The sequence below is a fragment of the Kitasatospora sp. NPDC090091 genome (assembly GCF_044747365.1).
Lineage (GTDB): Bacteria > Actinomycetota > Actinomycetes > Streptomycetales > Streptomycetaceae > Kitasatospora.
This window is the reverse complement of sequence record NZ_JBIVDY010000006.1, coordinates 11701-29151: the sequence shown is the minus strand read 5'-3', so window position 1 is coordinate 29151 and position 17451 is coordinate 11701. Positions and strand designations below refer to the sequence as shown.

Genomic DNA, 17451 nt, shown 5'->3' with positions numbered 1-17451 from the left:
CGAGCGGTCCGGGGTCCTCCCGTTACAGCCGGCCGCTCAGGCGGACTTGACGGCCGCGAAGCGGGCCGAGACGTCCTGCCAGTTGACGACGTCCCAGAGGCGGGTGACGTAGTCGGGGCGGACGTTGCGGTACTGCAGGTAGTAGGCGTGCTCCCAGGCGTCGAAGGCGAGCAGCGGGGTGGTGCCCTGGCCGACGTTGCCGTGGTGGTCGTAGACCTGCTCGACGATCAGGCGCTGCCCCAGCGGCTCCCAGGAGAGGATCCCCCAGCCGGAGCCCTGGACGCCGGTGGTGGCGGTGGTGAGTTGCTTCTTGAAGGCCTCGAAGCTGCCGAAGTGCTCGGTGATGGCGTCGGCCAGCTCGCCCTCGGGGCGGTCGCCGCCCTCGGGCGAGAGGTTCTGCCAGAACAGCGAGTGCAGCACATGGCCGGAGAGGTGGAAGGCGAAGGTCTTCTGCAGGCCGACCAGGCCGCCGAACTGCTCCTTGTCGCGCGCCTCGGCGAGCTGCTCCAGGGTGTCGTTGGCGCCCTTGACGTAGGCCGCGTGGTGCTTGGAGTGGTGCAGCTCCAGGATCTCGGCGGACATCGCCCGCTCCAGCGCGGAGTAGTCGTACGGCAGGTCGGGAAGCGAGTAGGTGCCCATGGTGGGACACAGCCCCTTTCGGCGGGTTCAACGGGTGGTGATCGTGCCGGCACCACACTATTGCGTATCACTTGCAAGAACGAAGTATGGGCTCCTGCTTATTCCTCACATGCCGTCGGGCGGAACGGCCGTCAGCACCCGGCACGGGCGGCGAGGGTGAGTGACCGCGAGGCGCGACGCTAAGCGGGGCGCGAAGGGAGGCGGGGCGCGACGGGAGATGGAGGGCCGGCCGCCCGAATCGCCCCGCTTCGGGCGGTGCGGCGGCGGATCTCTGACAACGTTTCGGTTGCGGCGGGCGGCAATCCGATCGCAGGGCCTTCCCGCCACTGGGGACCATGTGCCATTTTACATGTCACACATCGAGAGGCCGCGCCCCATTCCGCGGCCCCGAACGGCCCCGGAGGCCCCCACAGATGCGTCCCTTCCGGATATCCAAGGCCAACGCGCGCAGGCTCCCTGCGCTCGGCGCGGCCTTCTTCATCTCGCTCGGCCTCTTCGCCCCGGCGAGCCAGGCCGCCCCGGCCGGCTCCGCGGCCCCGGCGACCACCAGCGCCACCGGCGCTGCGGCCCCGCGGTCGATCCCGGTCCCCAAGTCGCCCGACGCCAAGAGCAACAGCCCCTTCAAGATCTCCGCGCAGGACAGCACCGAGGAGCACGCCCCGCCGGCCGCCCCGGCCACCGCCCCCGTCAAGGCCGCCAAGCAGTTCTCGGCCGCCGCCGGGGACCCCTGTCCGGACCTGTCCGGGGTGATCAACGCCACGGGCGGCGCACTGGTGCAGCAGCTCAAGGCGCTGCCGCGGGTCGACTGCACCTACCCGCTGTTCAACATCGACGCGAACACCGCCGCGACCGCGTTCCGCGAGTCCAACATGGTGACCGTCGCCAACGCGCTGCGCGACGCCTCCCCGGCCTACCCGGGCGACAACGGCACGGCCGTCGGTCAGCTGGTCCTCTTCCTGCGGGCGGGCTACTACCAGCAGTCGGTCAACCCCGGCACCGTCGGCAGCTACAGCCCGACGCTGGCCGCCGCCACCCGCGGCGCGCTGGACGCCTTCTTCGCCAACGCGCACAGCAAGGACGCCACCACCGCCAACGGCGAGCTCCTGGTCGAGGTCGTCAAGGTGATCGGCCAGACCGACACCCTGGGGCGCTACGCCGGCTTCTTCAAGTGGCTGCTCGACCACTACACCGGCACCTGGCCCGAGCGGATGACGGCCACCGTCGCCGAGTTCGACTGGGTCCTCAAGGACGGCTTCGCGTCCACGACCGACAGCACGGGCTGGAAGGCCGCGCTCAAGGCCGACACCGGCATCCTCAACTCCTGGTCCGGCTTCATCACCCGCAACGACTCGCTGCTGAACCGCTGGGACGTCGTCAGCAACATCGGCCGCTACCTCGGCTACGGCCTGGAGGTCCCCGAGCTGCGGACCCAGCTGCGGCCGATGCTGAAGGACCTGATCAACCGCTACCCGAACACCGGCCCCACCGCCCCGATCACCATGAACCTGGGCTGGGCCACCCGTGAGTTCGACAAGGACCACTGCGCGGACTACGGCATCTGCGATCTGGCCACCCGCCTCATCCCGGTGGTCCTGCCGATCCAGCAGACCTGCAACGACGGTCTGAGGATCAAGGCGCAGGACATGTCCCCCGCGCAGCTGGCCACCACCTGCACCAGCCTGATCAACCAGGACGCCTACTTCCACCGGATCATCGGTGACAAGGGCGCCATCCCCGGCGACGTGAACACCAACCTGGAGGTCGTCGTCTTCGACGACTACGACCAGTACTCGCTCTACGCCTGGGCCTTCTACAACATCGACGTCGACAACGGCGGCATGTACGAGGAGGGCAACCCGGCCCTGCCGGGCAACCAGGCCCGCTTCATCGCCCACGAGGCGTCCTGGCTGCGCCCGGACTTCCAGATCTGGAACCTCAACCACGAGTACACCCACTACCTCGACGGCCGCTACAACATGTACGGCGACTTCGAGGCCGGCATCGTCACCCCGACCATCTGGTGGGTCGAGGGCATCGCGGAGACCATCTCCTACGGCTACCGCAACGCGCGCAACACCGACGCGATCGCCGAGGCCGCCAAGAAGACCTACAAGCTCAGCGAGCTGTTCGACACCGTCTACGACCAGACCGCCGACGCCACCGTCAACTCCAACCGCGTCTACCGCTGGGGCTGGCTGGCCGTTCGCTACATGATCCAGGAGCACCGCGCGGACCTCGACGCCGTGCTCGCCAAGTACCGCACCGGTGACTGGAACGGTGCCCGCACCATCCTGAAGCAGACCATCGGCACCCGGTACGACGCCGGCTTCGACACCTGGCTGACCACGGCCTGCGCCACCAACGACTGCGGCCCGCTGCCGGACGCCCCGGTCGCCCCGACCACCCCGGTCTGCACCATCGCCGACACCCGGCAGTTCGACAACAACTGCCGCCGGGACAACCTCGCGGCCGCCACCGGCAACTACAGCTACCACTTCCTGTACCTGCCGGCTGGCGTCAAGCAGCTGACCATCACCAGCAGCGGCGGCACCGGCAACGCCGACCTCTACTACGGCGGCGGCAGCTGGGCCACCACCTCCAACGCCCTGGCGAAGTCCACCAACGCCGGCAACAACGAGACGCTGACCGTCTCGAACCCGCCGGCCGGCTGGGTCTACTTCAGCCTCTCCGCCACTCAGGCCTTCGGCGGCGTCAGCGTCACCACGCAGTACAACTAGCCGGACCCGGCCCGCGCCACGCGGGCCGCGCACCTGGCCAGGAGGGCCCCGCCGCACCGGCGGGGCCCTCCGTCGTCCCCGCGCGCCGTGCGCAGCGGGATTGGTCCGTCAGCCGACCGGGGTCGCGGACCAGGTGAGGAGCATCCGCAGGGCGTCGTCGGACGGGCTGCCCGGGTCGGCGGCGTAGGTGATCAGGGCCTGGTCCGGGTCGTCGGTCGGGCGCAGGGTGTCGTAGGCCAGCTCCAGCCGGCCGACCAGCGGGTGGTGGAAGCACTTGCGGCCGGAGGTCTTGTCGCGCACCGGGTGCTCCGCCCACCAGCGGCGGAACTCCTCACTGCGCATGGAGAGTTCGCCGATCAGCGCGGCCAGCCGGCGGTCCTCGGGCCGGCGGCCGGCCTCCAGGTGGAGGAAGGCCACGTTCTCCCGTGCGCAGGCGGCCCAGTCCGCGTAGAGCTCGCGCGAGGCGGGGTCGAGGAACGTGATCCGGGCGATGTTCCGCTCGGCGGGGGCGAGCGCGGCGTAGTCGCCGAACAGCGCCGTGGCGGCCGGGTTCCAGGCCAGGATGTCCATCCGGCGGCCCATCACCATGGCGGGCGTGTCGTGGAGTTGTTCCAGCAGGCGGCCGAGCATCGGCCGGACCGGCTGCGGGCCGCGCGGTGCCGGCGGCGGCGCGGCGGCGGCACGGCCGGCCGGGCGGGGACGGGCCAGCCGGTGCAGGTGCCGGGCCTCGTCGGGGTCGAGCCGCAGGCTGCGGGCGACGGCGTCGAGGACGGCGTCGGAGGGGTTGCCGACCCGGCCCTGTTCCAGCCGGGTGTAGTAGTCGACGCTCACCCCGGCGAGCTGCGCGAGCTCCTCCCGGCGCAGGCCGGCCACCCGGCGGCGGCCGCCGAATTCCGGCAGGTCGACGTCCTCGGGGCGGAGCCGGCCGCGCCGGGTCCGGAGGAAGTCGCCGATGGTGTTCGAAGTGCTCACCCGGCCAGTCTCCCGGACGGCGCCCGCGGCTGCCTGGCCCTGTCAGGACCAGGCAGCCGCGGGGCCGGTGCCGACGCCGGGGCCGACCGGGCCGGCCCCGGCCGGACTCAGCGGACCCGGTGGGCGCCGCGGGACGGGGTGGCGGTGTGGATCTCCGGCGCGGTGTGCCCGGCGGCGGCGAAGGCTGCCGTGACCGCGTCCGCCACCTCGGTGGCGGCGCCCTGCTCGACCAGGACGACCACCGAGCCGCCGAAGCCCCCACCGGTCATCCGGGCGCCGAGCGCACCGGCCGCGACGGCCGTGGCGACGACCAGGTCGGTCTCGGGGCAGGAGACCCGGTAGTCGTCACGGAGCGAGGCGTGGCCCGCGGTGAGGATCGGGCCGAGGGCTGCCGGGTCCTTCTCCAGCACGTCCACCGCCTGCCGGACCCGCTCGTCCTCGGTGACCACGTGCCGCACCAGCGGCCGCAGTTCGGCCGGCAGGCGGCCGAGGGCGGCGTCCAGGCCGGCCGGGGCGAGGTCGCGCAGGGCGGGCAGGCCGAGCAGGGCGGCGGCCCGTTCGCAGCCGGCCCGCAGCGCGGCGTAGGCACCGTCCCCGAGGTCGTGGTGGACCCGGGTGTCGACGACCAGCAGCACCAGCCCGGCCGCGGCCGGGTCGAAGGGGATGTCCCGGGTGGCGAGGTCGCGGGCGTCGAGGTGGAGGGCGCTGCCGGTCCGGCAGCACATCGAGGCCATCTGGTCCATGACACCGCAGGGGACGCCGACGAAGTCGTTCTCGGCCCGCTGGGCGAGCAGCGCCAGTTCACCGGGTTCCAGGCCGAGGCCGTGCAGGTCCGCGTAGGCGGTGGCGACGGCGCATTCGAGCGCGGCGGAGGAGGAGAGGCCGGCGCCGGCCGGCACGTCGCTGTCGATCAGCACGTCCGCGCCGCCGACGGCGTGGCCGGCCCGGCGCAGCGTCCAGACGACGCCGGCCGGGTAGGCCGCCCAGCCCTCGGCGCCGCCCGGGTCGAGGGCGGCGACGTCGAGTTCGACGACCCGGCCCGGCGTCCGGGTGCTGGCGAGCCGGAGCAGGCCGTCGTCACGGCGGCGCACCCAGGCCCGGACGGTCTGCTCCAGGGCGATCGGGAGCGAGAAGCCGTCGTTGTAGTCGGTGTGCTCGCCGATCAGGTTGACCCGGCCGGGCGCGGCCCACTCCCCCTCGGGGTCGTGGCCGAACAGCCCGCGGAAGACGGCGGCGCTCATCCGGCCACCTCGCGCAGCCGCTCGGCGGCGTACTCGGGGGCGACGTCGTTCATGAAGGCCTCCATGCCGGATTCCGTCCCGGCCAGGTACTTGAGCTTGTCGGCGGTGCGGCGGATCGTGAACAGCTCCAGGTGCAGGGCGAGTTCCTCGCCGCTGGTGGCGGGCGCCTGGTGCCAGGCCGCGATGTAAGGGGCCCGGACGGGGTGCTCGGCACTGCCGAAGAGCCGGTCGAAGCGGCGCAGCAGGTCGAGCAGGATGCCGGGCAGCTCGGCGCGCTCGGCCTCGCTCAGCCGGGTGAGGTCGGGGACGCGGCGGTGCGGGTAGAGGTGCACCTCGTAGGGCCAGCGGGCGGCGAACGGGACGAACGCGGTCCAGTGCTCGCCGGCGGCCACCACCCGGGCGGGGTCGGCCCGTTCGGCGGCGAGCAGGTCCTCGAAGAGGTTGCGGCCGGTGGCGGCGCGGTGGCGGGCGGCCTGCTCGATCGTCCGGGCGGTGCGCGGGGTGGTGAACGGCAGGGCGTAGATCTGGCCATGCGGGTGGGCCAGGGTGACGCCGATCTCGGCACCGCGGTTCTCGAAGACGTAGACCTGCTCGACGCCGGGGCGGGCGGAGAGCTCGGCGGTGCGGTCGGTCCAGGCGTCCAGCACCAGCCGGGCGCGGTCCTCGTCGAGGCCGGCGAAGGAGGCGCCGTGGTCGGCGGTGAAGCAGACCACCTCGCAGCGGCCGGCGCCGGGGCGCGCCAGGTGCAGCGGATCGCCGCCGGGCGGCGGCGCCCCGGTACCGGCGGCGTCACCGGCCAGGGACGGGAAGCGGTTCTCGAAGACGGCCACCTGGTAGTCCTCGGCCGGGATCTCGCTCAGCCGGCCGTCGCGCGACGGGCAGAGCGGGCACTCGTCGGCGGGCGGGTGGTAGGTGCGGACCTGGCGGTGCGCGGCGATGGTCACCCAGGCCCCGGTGAGCGGGTCGCGGCGGACCTGCGAGGCCGAACGGCCGGGCTCCAGCGGGCGCTTGTCGACGGCGTCGCGCCCGACCGCCTCCCCCCGGTCGAAGTAGATCAACTCCCGGCCGTCCGCCAGCGCGACCACCGTCCTGGTCGTCGGTCCGGCTTCTGTCGGCACCATCCGCGACTCCTCCTCCCACTGCCACACGAACAAACAATATCGAACATTAACCAACAGGACGGCATCTGAGGAAGGACCTGCCGACTGTCGGTGCGGGAGGCGGCCGCCACGGCGGGCGAACGGTCGCCCGGTGGACGGAGTGCCGGAGCAAACGCCGAGGGGCGGCGCGGACGGGCCCCACCCGTCCCACGCCGCCCCGCCACAGCCGCACCCCACCCGCGCGGCTCCGGCCCGGCCGGGCGCCCCAAGCATCCCGGCCGGTCCCCCCGCCGCACCGGCGGGGTGTTTCCGGAGGTGCCCGGCGGCTCCGCGCGGTGGCACCACGCCGCGCCGGACACCGGTGTGTCCGTACCGCTCAGCCCGAACTCGCGCGCACCACCAGCTCGGTCTGCAGGACCAGCCCCTCCCCCCGCACGGTCTCGCCGCGGATCTGGGCCAGCAGCAGCCCGACCAGCCCGGCCGCGATCGCCCGCAGCGGCAGCCGCACCGAGCTCAGCGCCGGATGCAGGTGCCGGCAGAGCGGCGTGTCGTGGAAGCCCACCACCGCGACGTCCCGGCCGACGACCAGGCCCTCGGCGCGGACCGCCTCGTACACGGCCAGGGCGGCCAGGTCGCTGCCGGCGGCCACCGCCGTCGGCCGGTCGGCGCCCTGCAGCAGCGCCCGGAGCTGCGCCACCCCGGGGCCGGAAGCGGCACCCGCCGGGGAGCGCCCGGCCGCGGGCAGTACGTCCCCGGGCAGCGCGGCCCCGGGCAGTGCTGCCGCGAGCCCGAGCCGCGCGGCCTCCGCGGCGAAGCCGGCCCGGCGGGCGGCCATCCACGGCAGCTCCTCCCCCGCCGGGCCGGCGAAGGCGACCCGGCGGTGGCCGCGGTCGGCCAGGTGCCGGACGACTCCGGCGGTGGCGGCGCCGTTGTCGATGTCCACCCAGTGCTGCGGCTCACCGGGGCCGGTCCGGCCGAAGGTGGCGAAGGGGACGCCGGTCCGGGCGACGTGGCCGACCCGCGGGTCGCCGCGCAGCACGTCCGCCAGGACCAGGCCGTCCACCTGCCGGGCCGCGATCAGCTCGTCGATGGCCGGCCGGGCGTCCGTCGTCCCCGGGGCCGGGCGGAACAGCAGCAGCCGGTACCCCGCGGTCGCAGCGGCGTCGACCAGCGCCTCCAGGAAGCCGGCCATCAGCGGGTTGGGGTCGTAGGGGTCGTCCACCGGGGCGAGGTAGCCGAGGGTGCGGCGGGCCCCGGTGCGCAGCGAGCGGGCCGACTGGTCCGGCCGGTAGCCGAGCCGCTCGATCGCCGCCCGGACCCTGGCCAGGGTCTCCGGCCGGACCCGCTGCGGGGCGTTGAGCGCGTTGGAGACGGTCTGCCGGGAGACCCCGGCCGCGCGGGCGACCTCCTCGATGGTGGCGGCGGCGCGGCGCGGCCGGGGCGCTCCCTGGGGCATCGGTCCTCCGGTGCGGGACGGTCGGGCGGACGGTCGGGCGGACGGGCGGGGCGGGCGGTCAGGCGGCCCGGTGGCCGGGCCACCGGGCCGGCGGAGCCGCCGGTCAGGGCCGGCGCAGGGTCAGCAGGCCACCGCGCGGAACCGCGACGGCGGCGCCGTCCCCGGCCAGGTCGACGGTGCCCTGCCGGACGATACGCCCCTGGGCGTCCTGGACGGTGACCTCGGCCGGCCCCTCCCCGCCGACCAGCCGGACGACCTGGTCCGGGTCGGCGTTGGCCACCAGCAGGGTCTGCCACGGCGCCCCGCCGAGCTGCACCGGCAGCGGCGCGTACCGGGCGACCACGACGGTCGACGGACCGGCCGCGGTGACCATCGGGTAGCCGAGGTCGGGCCGGGCCGGGCGCAGCTCGCCGAGCTGCAGGGTGGCGAGGTGCTCCCGGAAGACGCCGAGCCAGAAGGCGAGCGCGGCCCGCTGCTCGGCGGTCTGGGCGGCGAGGTCCACCGAGATCTGCGGGACCGAGAAGAGCACGTTGATCAGGTGGCAGGCGACCTGCTCGGCCGACTCCTCCGGGTGCCACATCAGCATGTCGGCGTGGACCGCGACCGGGCCGGCCACCAGCCGGGTGTCGACGGTGCGCTGCCGGTTCTCGCCCGGGCTGAGCGGGCAGTCGGTGGCGCGGATCATGGTGGTGTACGGCCAGAGCCCGGGGCTGACGTAGGGCTGGCGGTGCTCCAGCATGGCGTCGGGCCGGACGGCGGTGATCCGGCGGCGAAGCTCGGCGAGGAGCTTCACCAGGCCCTCGTCGACGGTGGCGCTGTCCGCCTCGGGGCCGGGCTCCGGCGGGTCGGCGACACCGAACCAGTCGATGAAGTCGATCTTCAGGCCGTCCATGCCCCACTCCTCGACGGCGCGGGCGAGCCGGCCGACGAGGTGCTCGCGCACCTGCGGGTAGCGCGGATCGGCGACGATCGCGCCCATGTAGCCGGCGTCGGCCAGCGCGTACCCACCGAGCTCCTTGAACGCCTCGCTGTCCTTGCCGATGAACGGCAGGGCGTACCAGAGCAGGTACGCGACGCCGAGCTCGTGCACCCGCCGGACGTGCGCGGCGGTGTCCGGCAGCGAGAGCGGCTCCCAGTCGCCGCAGTGGGCGTAGCCGCGGGTGCGGTCCCGGGTCATCCAGCCGTCGTCGACGATGATCGTGTCGAGTCCGAGCTCCTTGCCGAGCGCGGCCTGGGTCTCCACCGCCTCGGGGCTGACGTTCTGGTGCAGCGAGTACCAGGTGGAGTAGGCGGGCAGGCGGGCGGCGTCGGGGACGTACACCTCGCGGTCGGCCCACCACCAGCCGGCGATGCCTGCCAGGCAGCGGGCGAAGTGGCGGCGGGAGGTGTCGATCCGGACGGTGAGGCGGCCGGTGGCCTGGACCCAGACCCGGAACTCGCCGGTCTCCTCGACCACCCCGGCGCCGGCCAGCACGTCGTCGCGGTCGGCGGCGAAGGCGCAGATGGCGATGTCACCGGTGCCGACCAGGGCGGCCACCGGGGCGCCGCGGGTGAGGGTGACCCGGCGCGGCGCGCTCCAGGCCGCGGGCAGCCAGCCGGTGCCCTTGGTGTCCGGGGTCCAGAAGGCGGTGGCGTCCACGCAGGGGACGCGCCACTCGATCCGGACGTCGCCCTCGTGGTCGGCGGTCACCTCGACCACGCCCTCGCCGGTGGTCCGGGCCGTGGCGGCGCCGCTGACCGAGAGCGCGAGGCCGCCGGCGTCCAGTGGCCGGAGCCCGCCGTCGGCCGCGGGGGCGTGCGGTTCCCAGATGTCGGTCATGATCAGCCCTTCGTGGCGCCGGCCAGCAGGCCGGAGATGAACTGCCGCTGAAGGACCAGGAAGAGGACCATCATCGGCACGGTGGAGAGCGCGGTCCCGGCGAGGATCGCGCCGTAGTCGGTGGTGGCCTCTTGGCCGTGGAGGGTGGCGAGGGCCACCGGCAGGGTGCGCATCTCGGGGCTGCGCAGCGCGATCAGCGGCCAGACGAACTGGTTCCACGCGCCCAGGAAGAGGAAGATCGACAGCGCGGCCAGCACGGGGCGCATGACCGGGACGACCACGCTCCACAGCACCCGGAACTCGCCGGCGCCGTCGACCCGGGCGGCGTCCAGCAGTTCGTCGGGCATCCCGGCGAGGGCCTGGCGCATCAGGAAGATCGCGAACGGGACGCAGAGGCCGGGCAGCACGATCGCCTGGTAGCTGTCGAGCAGGCCGAAGCTGCGCATCATCTTGAACAGCGGCACCAGCATGACCTGCTCCGGGACCACCAGCGTGGAGAGCAGCAGGACGAAGAGGAACGAGCGGCCGCGGAAGCGGAACTTGGCGAAGGCGTAGCCGGCCAGCAGCGCGACGACCAGCGCGCCGACCGTCTGCAGGCCCGCCACCAGAAGGGAGTTGAGCAGGACCCGGCCGATGCCGGTCTTGGCCTGGAGGCGCTCCAGGTTGTCCCCGAGGCTGCCGCCGGGGAGCAGGCTGGGCGGCCAGGAGAAGATCTCCGAGTCCTTGTGGGAGGCGGCGACCAGCAGCCAGTAGAACGGACCGACCGAGAGCCCGGCGACGGCCGCCAGCAGGAAGGTGAGCGGCCAGCCGCGCCACCGGCCGGAGCGGCGGCCGGCGGGGCCGGCGGGCGCAGCGGCGCCGTCCGGGGTGCGGGGGCCCGGCGTTCGGGGCTCCGGCGTGCGGGGGCGCGCCACGGCGGGACGGGTGGTCATTCGCGTTCTCCCATCAGGCGCATCTGGACCGCGCCGAGCACCGACACCAGCAGCGTGAGCACGTAGGCGATGGCGGAGGCGTAGCCGAAGTCGAAGTAGCGGAAGCCGTTCTGGTACAGGTACATCGAGACGGTGAGGGTGGCGTTGTCCGGCCCGCCGTGGGTCAGCACGTAGGGCTCGTCGAACAGCTGCAGGGTGCCGATGGTCGAGAGCACCACGGTGAAGAGCAGCACCGGGCGCAGCGCGGGCACGGTGATGGACCGGAAGCGGCGCAGCGGGCCGGCGCCGTCGACCATCGCGGCCTCGTACAGCTCCTTGGGGATGCCCTGCAGCCCGGCCAGGTAGATGACGGCGTTGTAGCCGGTGTAGTGCCAGGTCAGCACGAGGACGATGGCGATCCGGGACCAGAACGGGCTGCCGAGCCAGTCGACGGCGGGCAGGCCGACCAGGTCGAGCAGCCAGTTGACGGCGCCGTGGTCGGTGCGCAGCAGGAAGGCGAACAGGACGCCGGTCGCGACCAGGCCGGTGACGGCCGGCATGAAGACGCCGAGCCGCCAGACGGCGCGCCAGCGGACCAGCGCGGAGTTGATCCCGACGGCGAGCAGCAGGGCCAGGCCCAGCATCAGCGGGACCTGTAGGGCGAGGATCTCCGCGGTGTTGCGCAGGGCCGTCCAGAACAGCGGATCGTCCAGCAGCCGGCGGTAGTTGGCCAGGCCGGCGTCACGGGTGGCGGCGCCGGAGCCGGTGGTCAGCGAGAGCAGCAGGGAGGAGACGATCGGGTAGGCCTTGAAGAACCCGAAGAGGATCAGCGCCGGGGCCAGCAGCAGGTAGGGCAGGGCGCGGCGGCGCCGGCGGGCGGCCCACAGGCGGGCGGGGCCGGTGGGGGCGGGCGCGGGCGCGGCGGGGGCGGCGGGGCGGGTGGCGGTGGTCATGCGATGCTGCGGCCGGTCTGCTGGGCGAGCTGCTTGGCGGCGTCCTGGAGCACGGTGGCCGGGTCGCCGCCCTTGAGGAAGACCTTGACCTGGGCGTCACTGGCGAGCTTGAGCGCGCGGGCGTAGTCGCCTGAGTAGTTGGTGGCGTCGGCGCCCTCGCCGAGCAGTTCGGTGAAGGTCTTCAGGACGGGCTGGTCGCCGTAGAACGGGCTGGGCGCGGAGTACATCGGGTCGGTGTACGCCGCGGTGAGCGCGGGGAAGACGCCGCCGGCGTTGAACATGCTGTTGACCGAGGCCGGCCGGGTGAGGGCGTACTCGACGAACCGCCAGGCTGCGACGCGGCGCGGGCTGGCGGCGGCGACGGCCAGATGGGTGGAGTTGACGATCGCCGCCCGCTTGCCGCCGGTCACCACGGCCGGGGGCTTGGCGATCCGCCAGTTGCCCTTCTGGTCGGGGACCTTGGTCTCCAGGTAGTGCACGGCCCAGGCTGGGTTGGGGCAGACCGCGACCTTGCCGGCCTTCAGCAGGTTGACCCAGCCGTGGTCGCCGGCGGCGTCCCCGACCAGACCGGCCTCGTCGAGGCGCTTGATGATGGTGAGCGCCCGGACCGCCTCGGGCGAGCCCATGGTGACCTTGCCCTTGAGGTCGAAGTAGAACGACCCCTGGAGCTGCATCAGCGACTGCAGGAAGTCGAGGTCCTCGGCGGGGGCGGCCGGCTTGTTGATGGCGATCAGCGAGACACCGGGGTTGGCCGCCTTGAACTGCGGCGCGGCGGCGAGCACGTCGTCCCAGGTGCCGAAGGTGTTCGGGTCGAGGCCGGCCTTGTCGAAGTAGTCCTTGCGGTAGAAGAAGCCGAGCGAGTTGACCTCCCACGGCAGCGCGTAGGCCTTGCCGTCCTTGCCGGTGACGACCGGCCAGAGGCCCTTGGAGAACTTCTCCTTGTGGGCGTCGGCGCCGAGCGCGGAGAGGTCGGCCAGGCCGCCGGGGAACTTCTCCAGGTAGCCGGGGAGGTAGTCGCACCCGATGTGGAGGACGTCGGCGAGGCCCTGGCCGCCGGCGGCCAGGCCGACGGTGATCTTGTCCCAGATCGCCGGGTTGCCGACGTCCTGGACGTCCACCTTGATCCCCGGGTTGTCCTTCTCGAAGGCCGGGACGACACCGCGCAGGGCCTCGGCCGCGGTGGTCCAGGACCAGACGGTGACGGTGCCGGTGGCGGCGTCGCCGCCCGAGCCGGAACCGGAGTCGGAGCCCGAGCCGCAGGCGGCGAGGGAGCCGCCGGCGGCCAGGGCGAACAGGCCGGCTCCGGAGGCGCGCAGCAGGTCGCGGCGGGAAAGGTGTGACATGGCAGTCCTCTCTGAGGGGTGGCGGCCCCCGCTGCGGCCGTGGGACGGGTACCTCGGCCGCGGGCGGGGGTCGGACGGCCGGGACGAGGCGCCGGGCCGGAGGTCGGTGCAGGGAGTGCGGGGCGGGGGTCGGTGCAGGGAGTGCGGGGCGGGGGCGGTGCAGGGGAACCGAACGGGCGGGACGGTCGGGGTGCAGGACGCCCCGGCGGTTCGGCCCGGGGCCGGCCGGGGCGTGGCCGGTCAGGCCACGGGGACGGAGCGCAGCGCCCCGGCGAGCCGGGCGGCCGCCTCCGGTCCGGTGGAGGCGTGCGGGGAGAGCCGGATCCAGCCGCCGCGCAGGGTGGTGGCCAGGCCGGAGTCGGTGAGCGTGCGGTGCACCGCCCGGGGGTCGGCGCCAGGCAGCCGCAGCCGCCCGATCCCGCTGCCGCCGACCGGCCGCGCCGCCTCGGCGCCGGCCGACCGCGCGGCGTCGAGCAGGCCGTCGAGCGCGTCGGCCACCAGGGCGGCGACCCGGGCCGGGCCGACCGCCCGGACCAGGTCGAGCCCCGCGCCGAGCGCGGCGACGGCCGGTCCGTCCGGGTTGGTGAGGGTGTGGGCGACCGCGCCGGGCCGCGGCGGGCGGGGGTGGTGCGGTGCGTCGATCGGGTCGACCACCCCGGACCAGCCGGAGAGCCCGGGCCGGAGCCGGTCGGCGACCCGGTCGCGGACCAGGAGCAGCGCCGCGCCCCAGCCGGCGCGCAGCCACTTCTGTCCGCCGCAGGCCAGCACGTCCGCCGGGCCGGCGTCGAGGTCGACCGCCCCGAGCGCCTGCACGGCGTCCACGACCAGCACCCGGTCCGGGCCGATCACCTCCCGGATCTCGGCCAGCGGTGCCCGGAAGCCGGTCGCCGCGTCCACCGCGCAGACCGAGACGGCGCGCACGGTGCCGTCCAGGTGCGCCCGGACGGCGTCGGCGGTGACCGGGCCGTCGACCGGGCGGACGGCGAGGCCGCCGTGGTCGGCGGCGCGCAGCCAGGGGTAGAGGGCGCCGGGGAAGTCGCGCCGGCCGACCAGGACGGTACCGGCGGCCGGTCCCGGCGCCGTGCCCGGTCCCGGCGCCGTGCCGGCGAGGGCGTGGGCGGCGGCGAACAGGCCGTGCGAGGTGGAGCCGACGAAGGCGATCTCCTCCGGACGGGCACCGAGCAGGTCGGCCGCCGACCGCGCGGCGTCGAGCGTGGCGGCGTCCAGCTCGGCCAGGGTGTCCCAGCCGTGCCCGCTGTGCATCCGGCCGGCCGCCCTGGTCAGCACCTGGCTCACCTCGGCCGACACCGGGCCGAACCGCGCGAAGTCCAGGTAGCCCGCAGGCTCGTCGAACTGCCGCAGGTAGTCGGTGACCGGGAGGGTCGTCCGCACCGGCATGCTGCACCGCACCCTTCGATTTGAACGTTCAAACACACAGAACAGATCAGAACCAAACACGTTCCAACGCGTTGGCCCACAGGAAACGCCCGCACCACCGGCGGCGTCAAGCCCCCTGCAGCAGAAAGGGGGCCGCCGCCCGTCACCCGCCGGGGCGCGCGACGGGGAGTGCCGGGGCGGCCGACGGACAGTCAAGAGTGCACGACCTGGGGCGGAGCACCGGGCGGGACACGAATCGATAACAGGCCGCCACCCTCTTGTCAGTGCAATTTCACATTACTATGTTGCATTGCGTCACCCCTCCGGCCCCTCGACCGGACAGGAAGCTCCGCCGCCCGGACCCCACTCCCCCGGCGGACCGCAGATATGACGCCCCCACACCTCACCGAGGAGATCCGTGCCCCCCACTGTCGCCATGCGCAACACCCTGCTCTCCGCCGCCCTGGCGGCCGCCCTCGCTACGCCACTGGTGCAGACCGTCCAGGCCGCGGCCGGCCCCGGTCCGGCCGCCACCACCCTGGCCGCCGCCGCGTTGCCGACGCCCGCCACGCCCGCCACGCCCGCCGCCGACCAGGTCGGCCACCGCGCGGCTCCCGGCGGTACGTCCGCGGCCGGCCCGCAGGGCTGGCCCGGCGCCGCGGCCCTCCAGCCGACCACCGGCGCCCAGCCGGGCGCCCCGGCCGGCCCCGCGACCACCGCCGAAGCCACCGCCCGGGGAACGGCCTGCACCCCCGAAGCCTTCACCGCCCTGAGCCCGGCCGCGCTCGCCGACTTCCTGGCCGACCCGGCGCACACCTACCAGGACTGTCTGCGCCCGCTGCTGGTCAACTGGGACCCCCGCACGGCCAAGGTGATGACGCCGGCGCACGTTCAGGCCGTCGCCGCCCGGGTGAGCAGCCTGGCGCCGTCCTTCGACAACGCCGACAACCGCAACCAGCACGAGCTCTGGTACTTCCTGCACGTCGCGGTGTACTTCGACTTCTACCACCCCGAGGTCGACATCAGCGACGCTGCCACCGTCGCGGCGATCGACCGCGCGATCCGCGACTACACCGCCAACCCCCGCGTCTTCGAGCCCACCACGGCCAACGGCGACACCATGGGCGAGCTGCTGCAGGCCGGCACCGCGCCCGGCCTGCGCACCGACCGCCTCGGGCTGGTCAAGCAGGTACTGCGGATGTTCGCGCCCGGCAGCGCGGCCGTCGGGAACCCCGGGTGGAACTGGGCCGTCCAGGGCGCCCTCCAGCTCGACTTCCAGGGCATCGAGAACATCGGCGAGGACCCGCAGGGCCGGTTCCGGGCCGCCGTGGCCGCCGACGCCGACTACCGCGAGGCCTTCCGCGCCTACGCCGGCTACACCCACCTCAAGGGCACGTCCAGCGAGTGGGCGGTCGCCGACGCGATGCTGGAGTACGGCCGCTTCGCCCGGATCACCGCGCTCAGGCCCGAGCTCACCCAGCGGATCGGCGGCCAACTCCAGCAGGTCGAGGCCGGCTTCGGCCGGATGAGCCGCCCGTGGGCCAACCTGGTCGGCCCGGTCAACGACCTCGGCCTCTGCACCCAGTACGGGGTCTGCCGCACCGACATCGAGCGGCAGCTCTTCCCCCGCACCTACAGCTACGACAACGGCACCCTGGTCGTCCGCACCGCGCTCGACCGCGCCACCGCCGACCAGCTCTACTACGCCACCAAGCAGGTCAAGGCCCAGTTCTTCCGCACCATCGGCACCGACCGGCCGCTGCCCGGCGACGAGCACCCCGTGCTCACCGTCCAGCTGTACGACACCAAGACGAACTACCAGGCGTTCCAGAGCCTGCTGTTCGGCATCGGCGACGTCAACAACGGCGGCATGTTCCTGGAGGACCGCTCCACCTTCTACACCTACCAGCGCACCACCCAGGAGTCGTACTTCAGCCTGGAGGAGCTGTTCCGGCACGAGTACACCCACTACCTGAACGCCCGCTGGGCGATCCCCGAGTCCGGCTACACCACCCGCTGGCCGGGCGACGCCACCTTCGCCATGAACGAGGGCACCGCCGAGTACTTCGCCGGCGCCACCCGCGACGGCGGCGTCAAGGCGCGCAAGTACATGGTCCGCCAGGTCGGCTGGGACGACCAGGCCGGGACGCCGCGCCTGACGGTCGACCAGATCCTGCACGCCACCTGGGACGGCCAGGGGTTCCGCGCCTACCCGTACGCGGCGACCTTCTTCAACCTGCTCGGCGAGAAGCACCCCGACCGGCTGGCCGAGATGTACCGGCTGCTGCGCGCCGACGACAAGGCCGGCTACGACGCCTGGCGCGACCGCCTCGGCCGCGACGCCGGCCTCCAGGCCGAGTACACCGCCTACCTGGACGCGCAGATCCCACAGGCCGACGACCTCTTCGTGCCGGTGACCACCTTCGCCCCGAACGGTGCGCTCGCCTACGCGTGGGCCTCGGAGGTGCAGTCCGCCTTCGCCGCCGCCACCCAGAACACCCCGGTCTGCAAGGACAACGCCGACTGGAACAACACGATGCGCTTCAGCTGCAGCGGGCGCATCACCGCCAACCTCACCAACTCGGCCGACGCCGGCCGGATCCGTCAGGACATGGCCGCCACCGTCGACCACTACCTGCTCGGCCGCGGCGGCGCCGCCGCCAACAACCTCGCCGACATGAACTGCTGGTTCGGCACGGTCGACGTCTGGCCGGACGGTCGGGCCGGCACCGCCGACTACACCTGCGAAGGCCCCCTGCGCCGGTAACGGAGCAGGGTGAGCCGGCCCGGCGCGCGCCCCACCGTGGCACCGGGCCGGCGCCCGGCCGGTCGACACCGGTCGGAAGGGCCCGTCCGGGGCGGGTGTGGGACCCGTTCCGGACGGGCCGCCCCGGCCCGCTGC

At 74.0% G+C, this 17451-nt stretch carries 12 protein-coding genes; 2 read left to right on the top strand and 10 right to left on the bottom strand.

Features of this window, described 5'->3' with window-relative positions; genetic code table 11:
• Positions 1-36: 36 nt before the first annotated feature.
• A complete protein-coding gene (locus ACIPSC_RS12070) occupies positions 37-639 on the bottom strand; it encodes a superoxide dismutase (RefSeq protein WP_400825042.1) in 603 nt (200 codons plus the stop codon).
• Positions 640-1052: 413 nt separating this feature from the next.
• Here ACIPSC_RS12070 and ACIPSC_RS12065 point away from each other — a divergent pair, with 413 nt between their 5' ends.
• Positions 1053-3377: a collagenase gene (locus tag ACIPSC_RS12065; RefSeq protein ID WP_400825040.1), complete on the top strand. Its 2325-nt coding sequence runs from the start codon at positions 1053-1055 to the stop codon at positions 3375-3377.
• A 108-nt stretch (positions 3378-3485) separates the two neighbouring features.
• Here ACIPSC_RS12065 and ACIPSC_RS12060 read toward each other — a convergent pair whose 3' ends face one another.
• The 9 genes from ACIPSC_RS12060 to ACIPSC_RS12020 form a co-directional block, all read right to left on the bottom strand.
• Positions 3486-4349, bottom strand: coding sequence for a helix-turn-helix transcriptional regulator (locus tag ACIPSC_RS12060; RefSeq protein WP_400825038.1), 864 nt, complete (start codon positions 4347-4349; stop codon positions 3486-3488).
• Between the two features lie 107 nt (positions 4350-4456).
• On the bottom strand, positions 4457-5590 hold the full coding sequence (galK, locus tag ACIPSC_RS12055; RefSeq protein ID WP_400825037.1) for a galactokinase: 1134 nt from the start codon (positions 5588-5590) through the stop codon (positions 4457-4459).
• Positions 5587-6711, bottom strand: coding sequence for a galactose-1-phosphate uridylyltransferase (gene galT / locus ACIPSC_RS12050; protein ID WP_400825035.1), 1125 nt, complete (start codon positions 6709-6711; stop codon positions 5587-5589). Before galT ends, galK begins: the two co-directional genes overlap by 4 nt.
• A gap of 355 nt (positions 6712-7066) precedes the next feature.
• Positions 7067-8146, bottom strand: coding sequence for a LacI family DNA-binding transcriptional regulator (locus ACIPSC_RS12045; RefSeq protein WP_400825033.1), 1080 nt, complete (start codon positions 8144-8146; stop codon positions 7067-7069).
• 103 nt (positions 8147-8249) lie between these two features.
• Positions 8250-9965, bottom strand: a complete 1716-nt coding sequence (locus tag ACIPSC_RS12040; RefSeq protein ID WP_400825030.1) for a glycoside hydrolase family 36 protein — start codon at positions 9963-9965, stop codon at positions 8250-8252.
• A 2-nt stretch (positions 9966-9967) separates the two neighbouring features.
• Positions 9968-10897 (bottom strand): carbohydrate ABC transporter permease, encoded by a 930-nt coding sequence (locus ACIPSC_RS12035; RefSeq protein ID WP_400825028.1) that lies wholly within the window; start codon positions 10895-10897, stop codon positions 9968-9970.
• A complete protein-coding gene (locus tag ACIPSC_RS12030) occupies positions 10894-11829 on the bottom strand; it encodes a carbohydrate ABC transporter permease (protein WP_400825026.1) in 936 nt (311 codons plus the stop codon). Before ACIPSC_RS12030 ends, ACIPSC_RS12035 begins: the two co-directional genes overlap by 4 nt.
• Complete coding sequence (locus tag ACIPSC_RS12025) at positions 11826-13172, bottom strand: ABC transporter substrate-binding protein (protein ID WP_400825024.1); 1347 nt, start codon at positions 13170-13172, stop codon at positions 11826-11828. Before ACIPSC_RS12025 ends, ACIPSC_RS12030 begins: the two co-directional genes overlap by 4 nt.
• A gap of 240 nt (positions 13173-13412) precedes the next feature.
• Complete coding sequence (locus tag ACIPSC_RS12020; protein WP_400825023.1) at positions 13413-14570, bottom strand: aminotransferase class V-fold PLP-dependent enzyme; 1158 nt, start codon at positions 14568-14570, stop codon at positions 13413-13415.
• A 397-nt stretch (positions 14571-14967) separates the two neighbouring features.
• Here ACIPSC_RS12020 and ACIPSC_RS12015 point away from each other — a divergent pair, with 397 nt between their 5' ends.
• Positions 14968-17316 carry a collagenase gene (locus ACIPSC_RS12015; protein ID WP_400825020.1) on the top strand — a complete coding sequence of 783 codons (2349 nt, stop codon included), beginning with the start codon at positions 14968-14970 and terminating at the stop codon, positions 17314-17316.
• Positions 17317-17451: the final 135 nt, after the last annotated feature.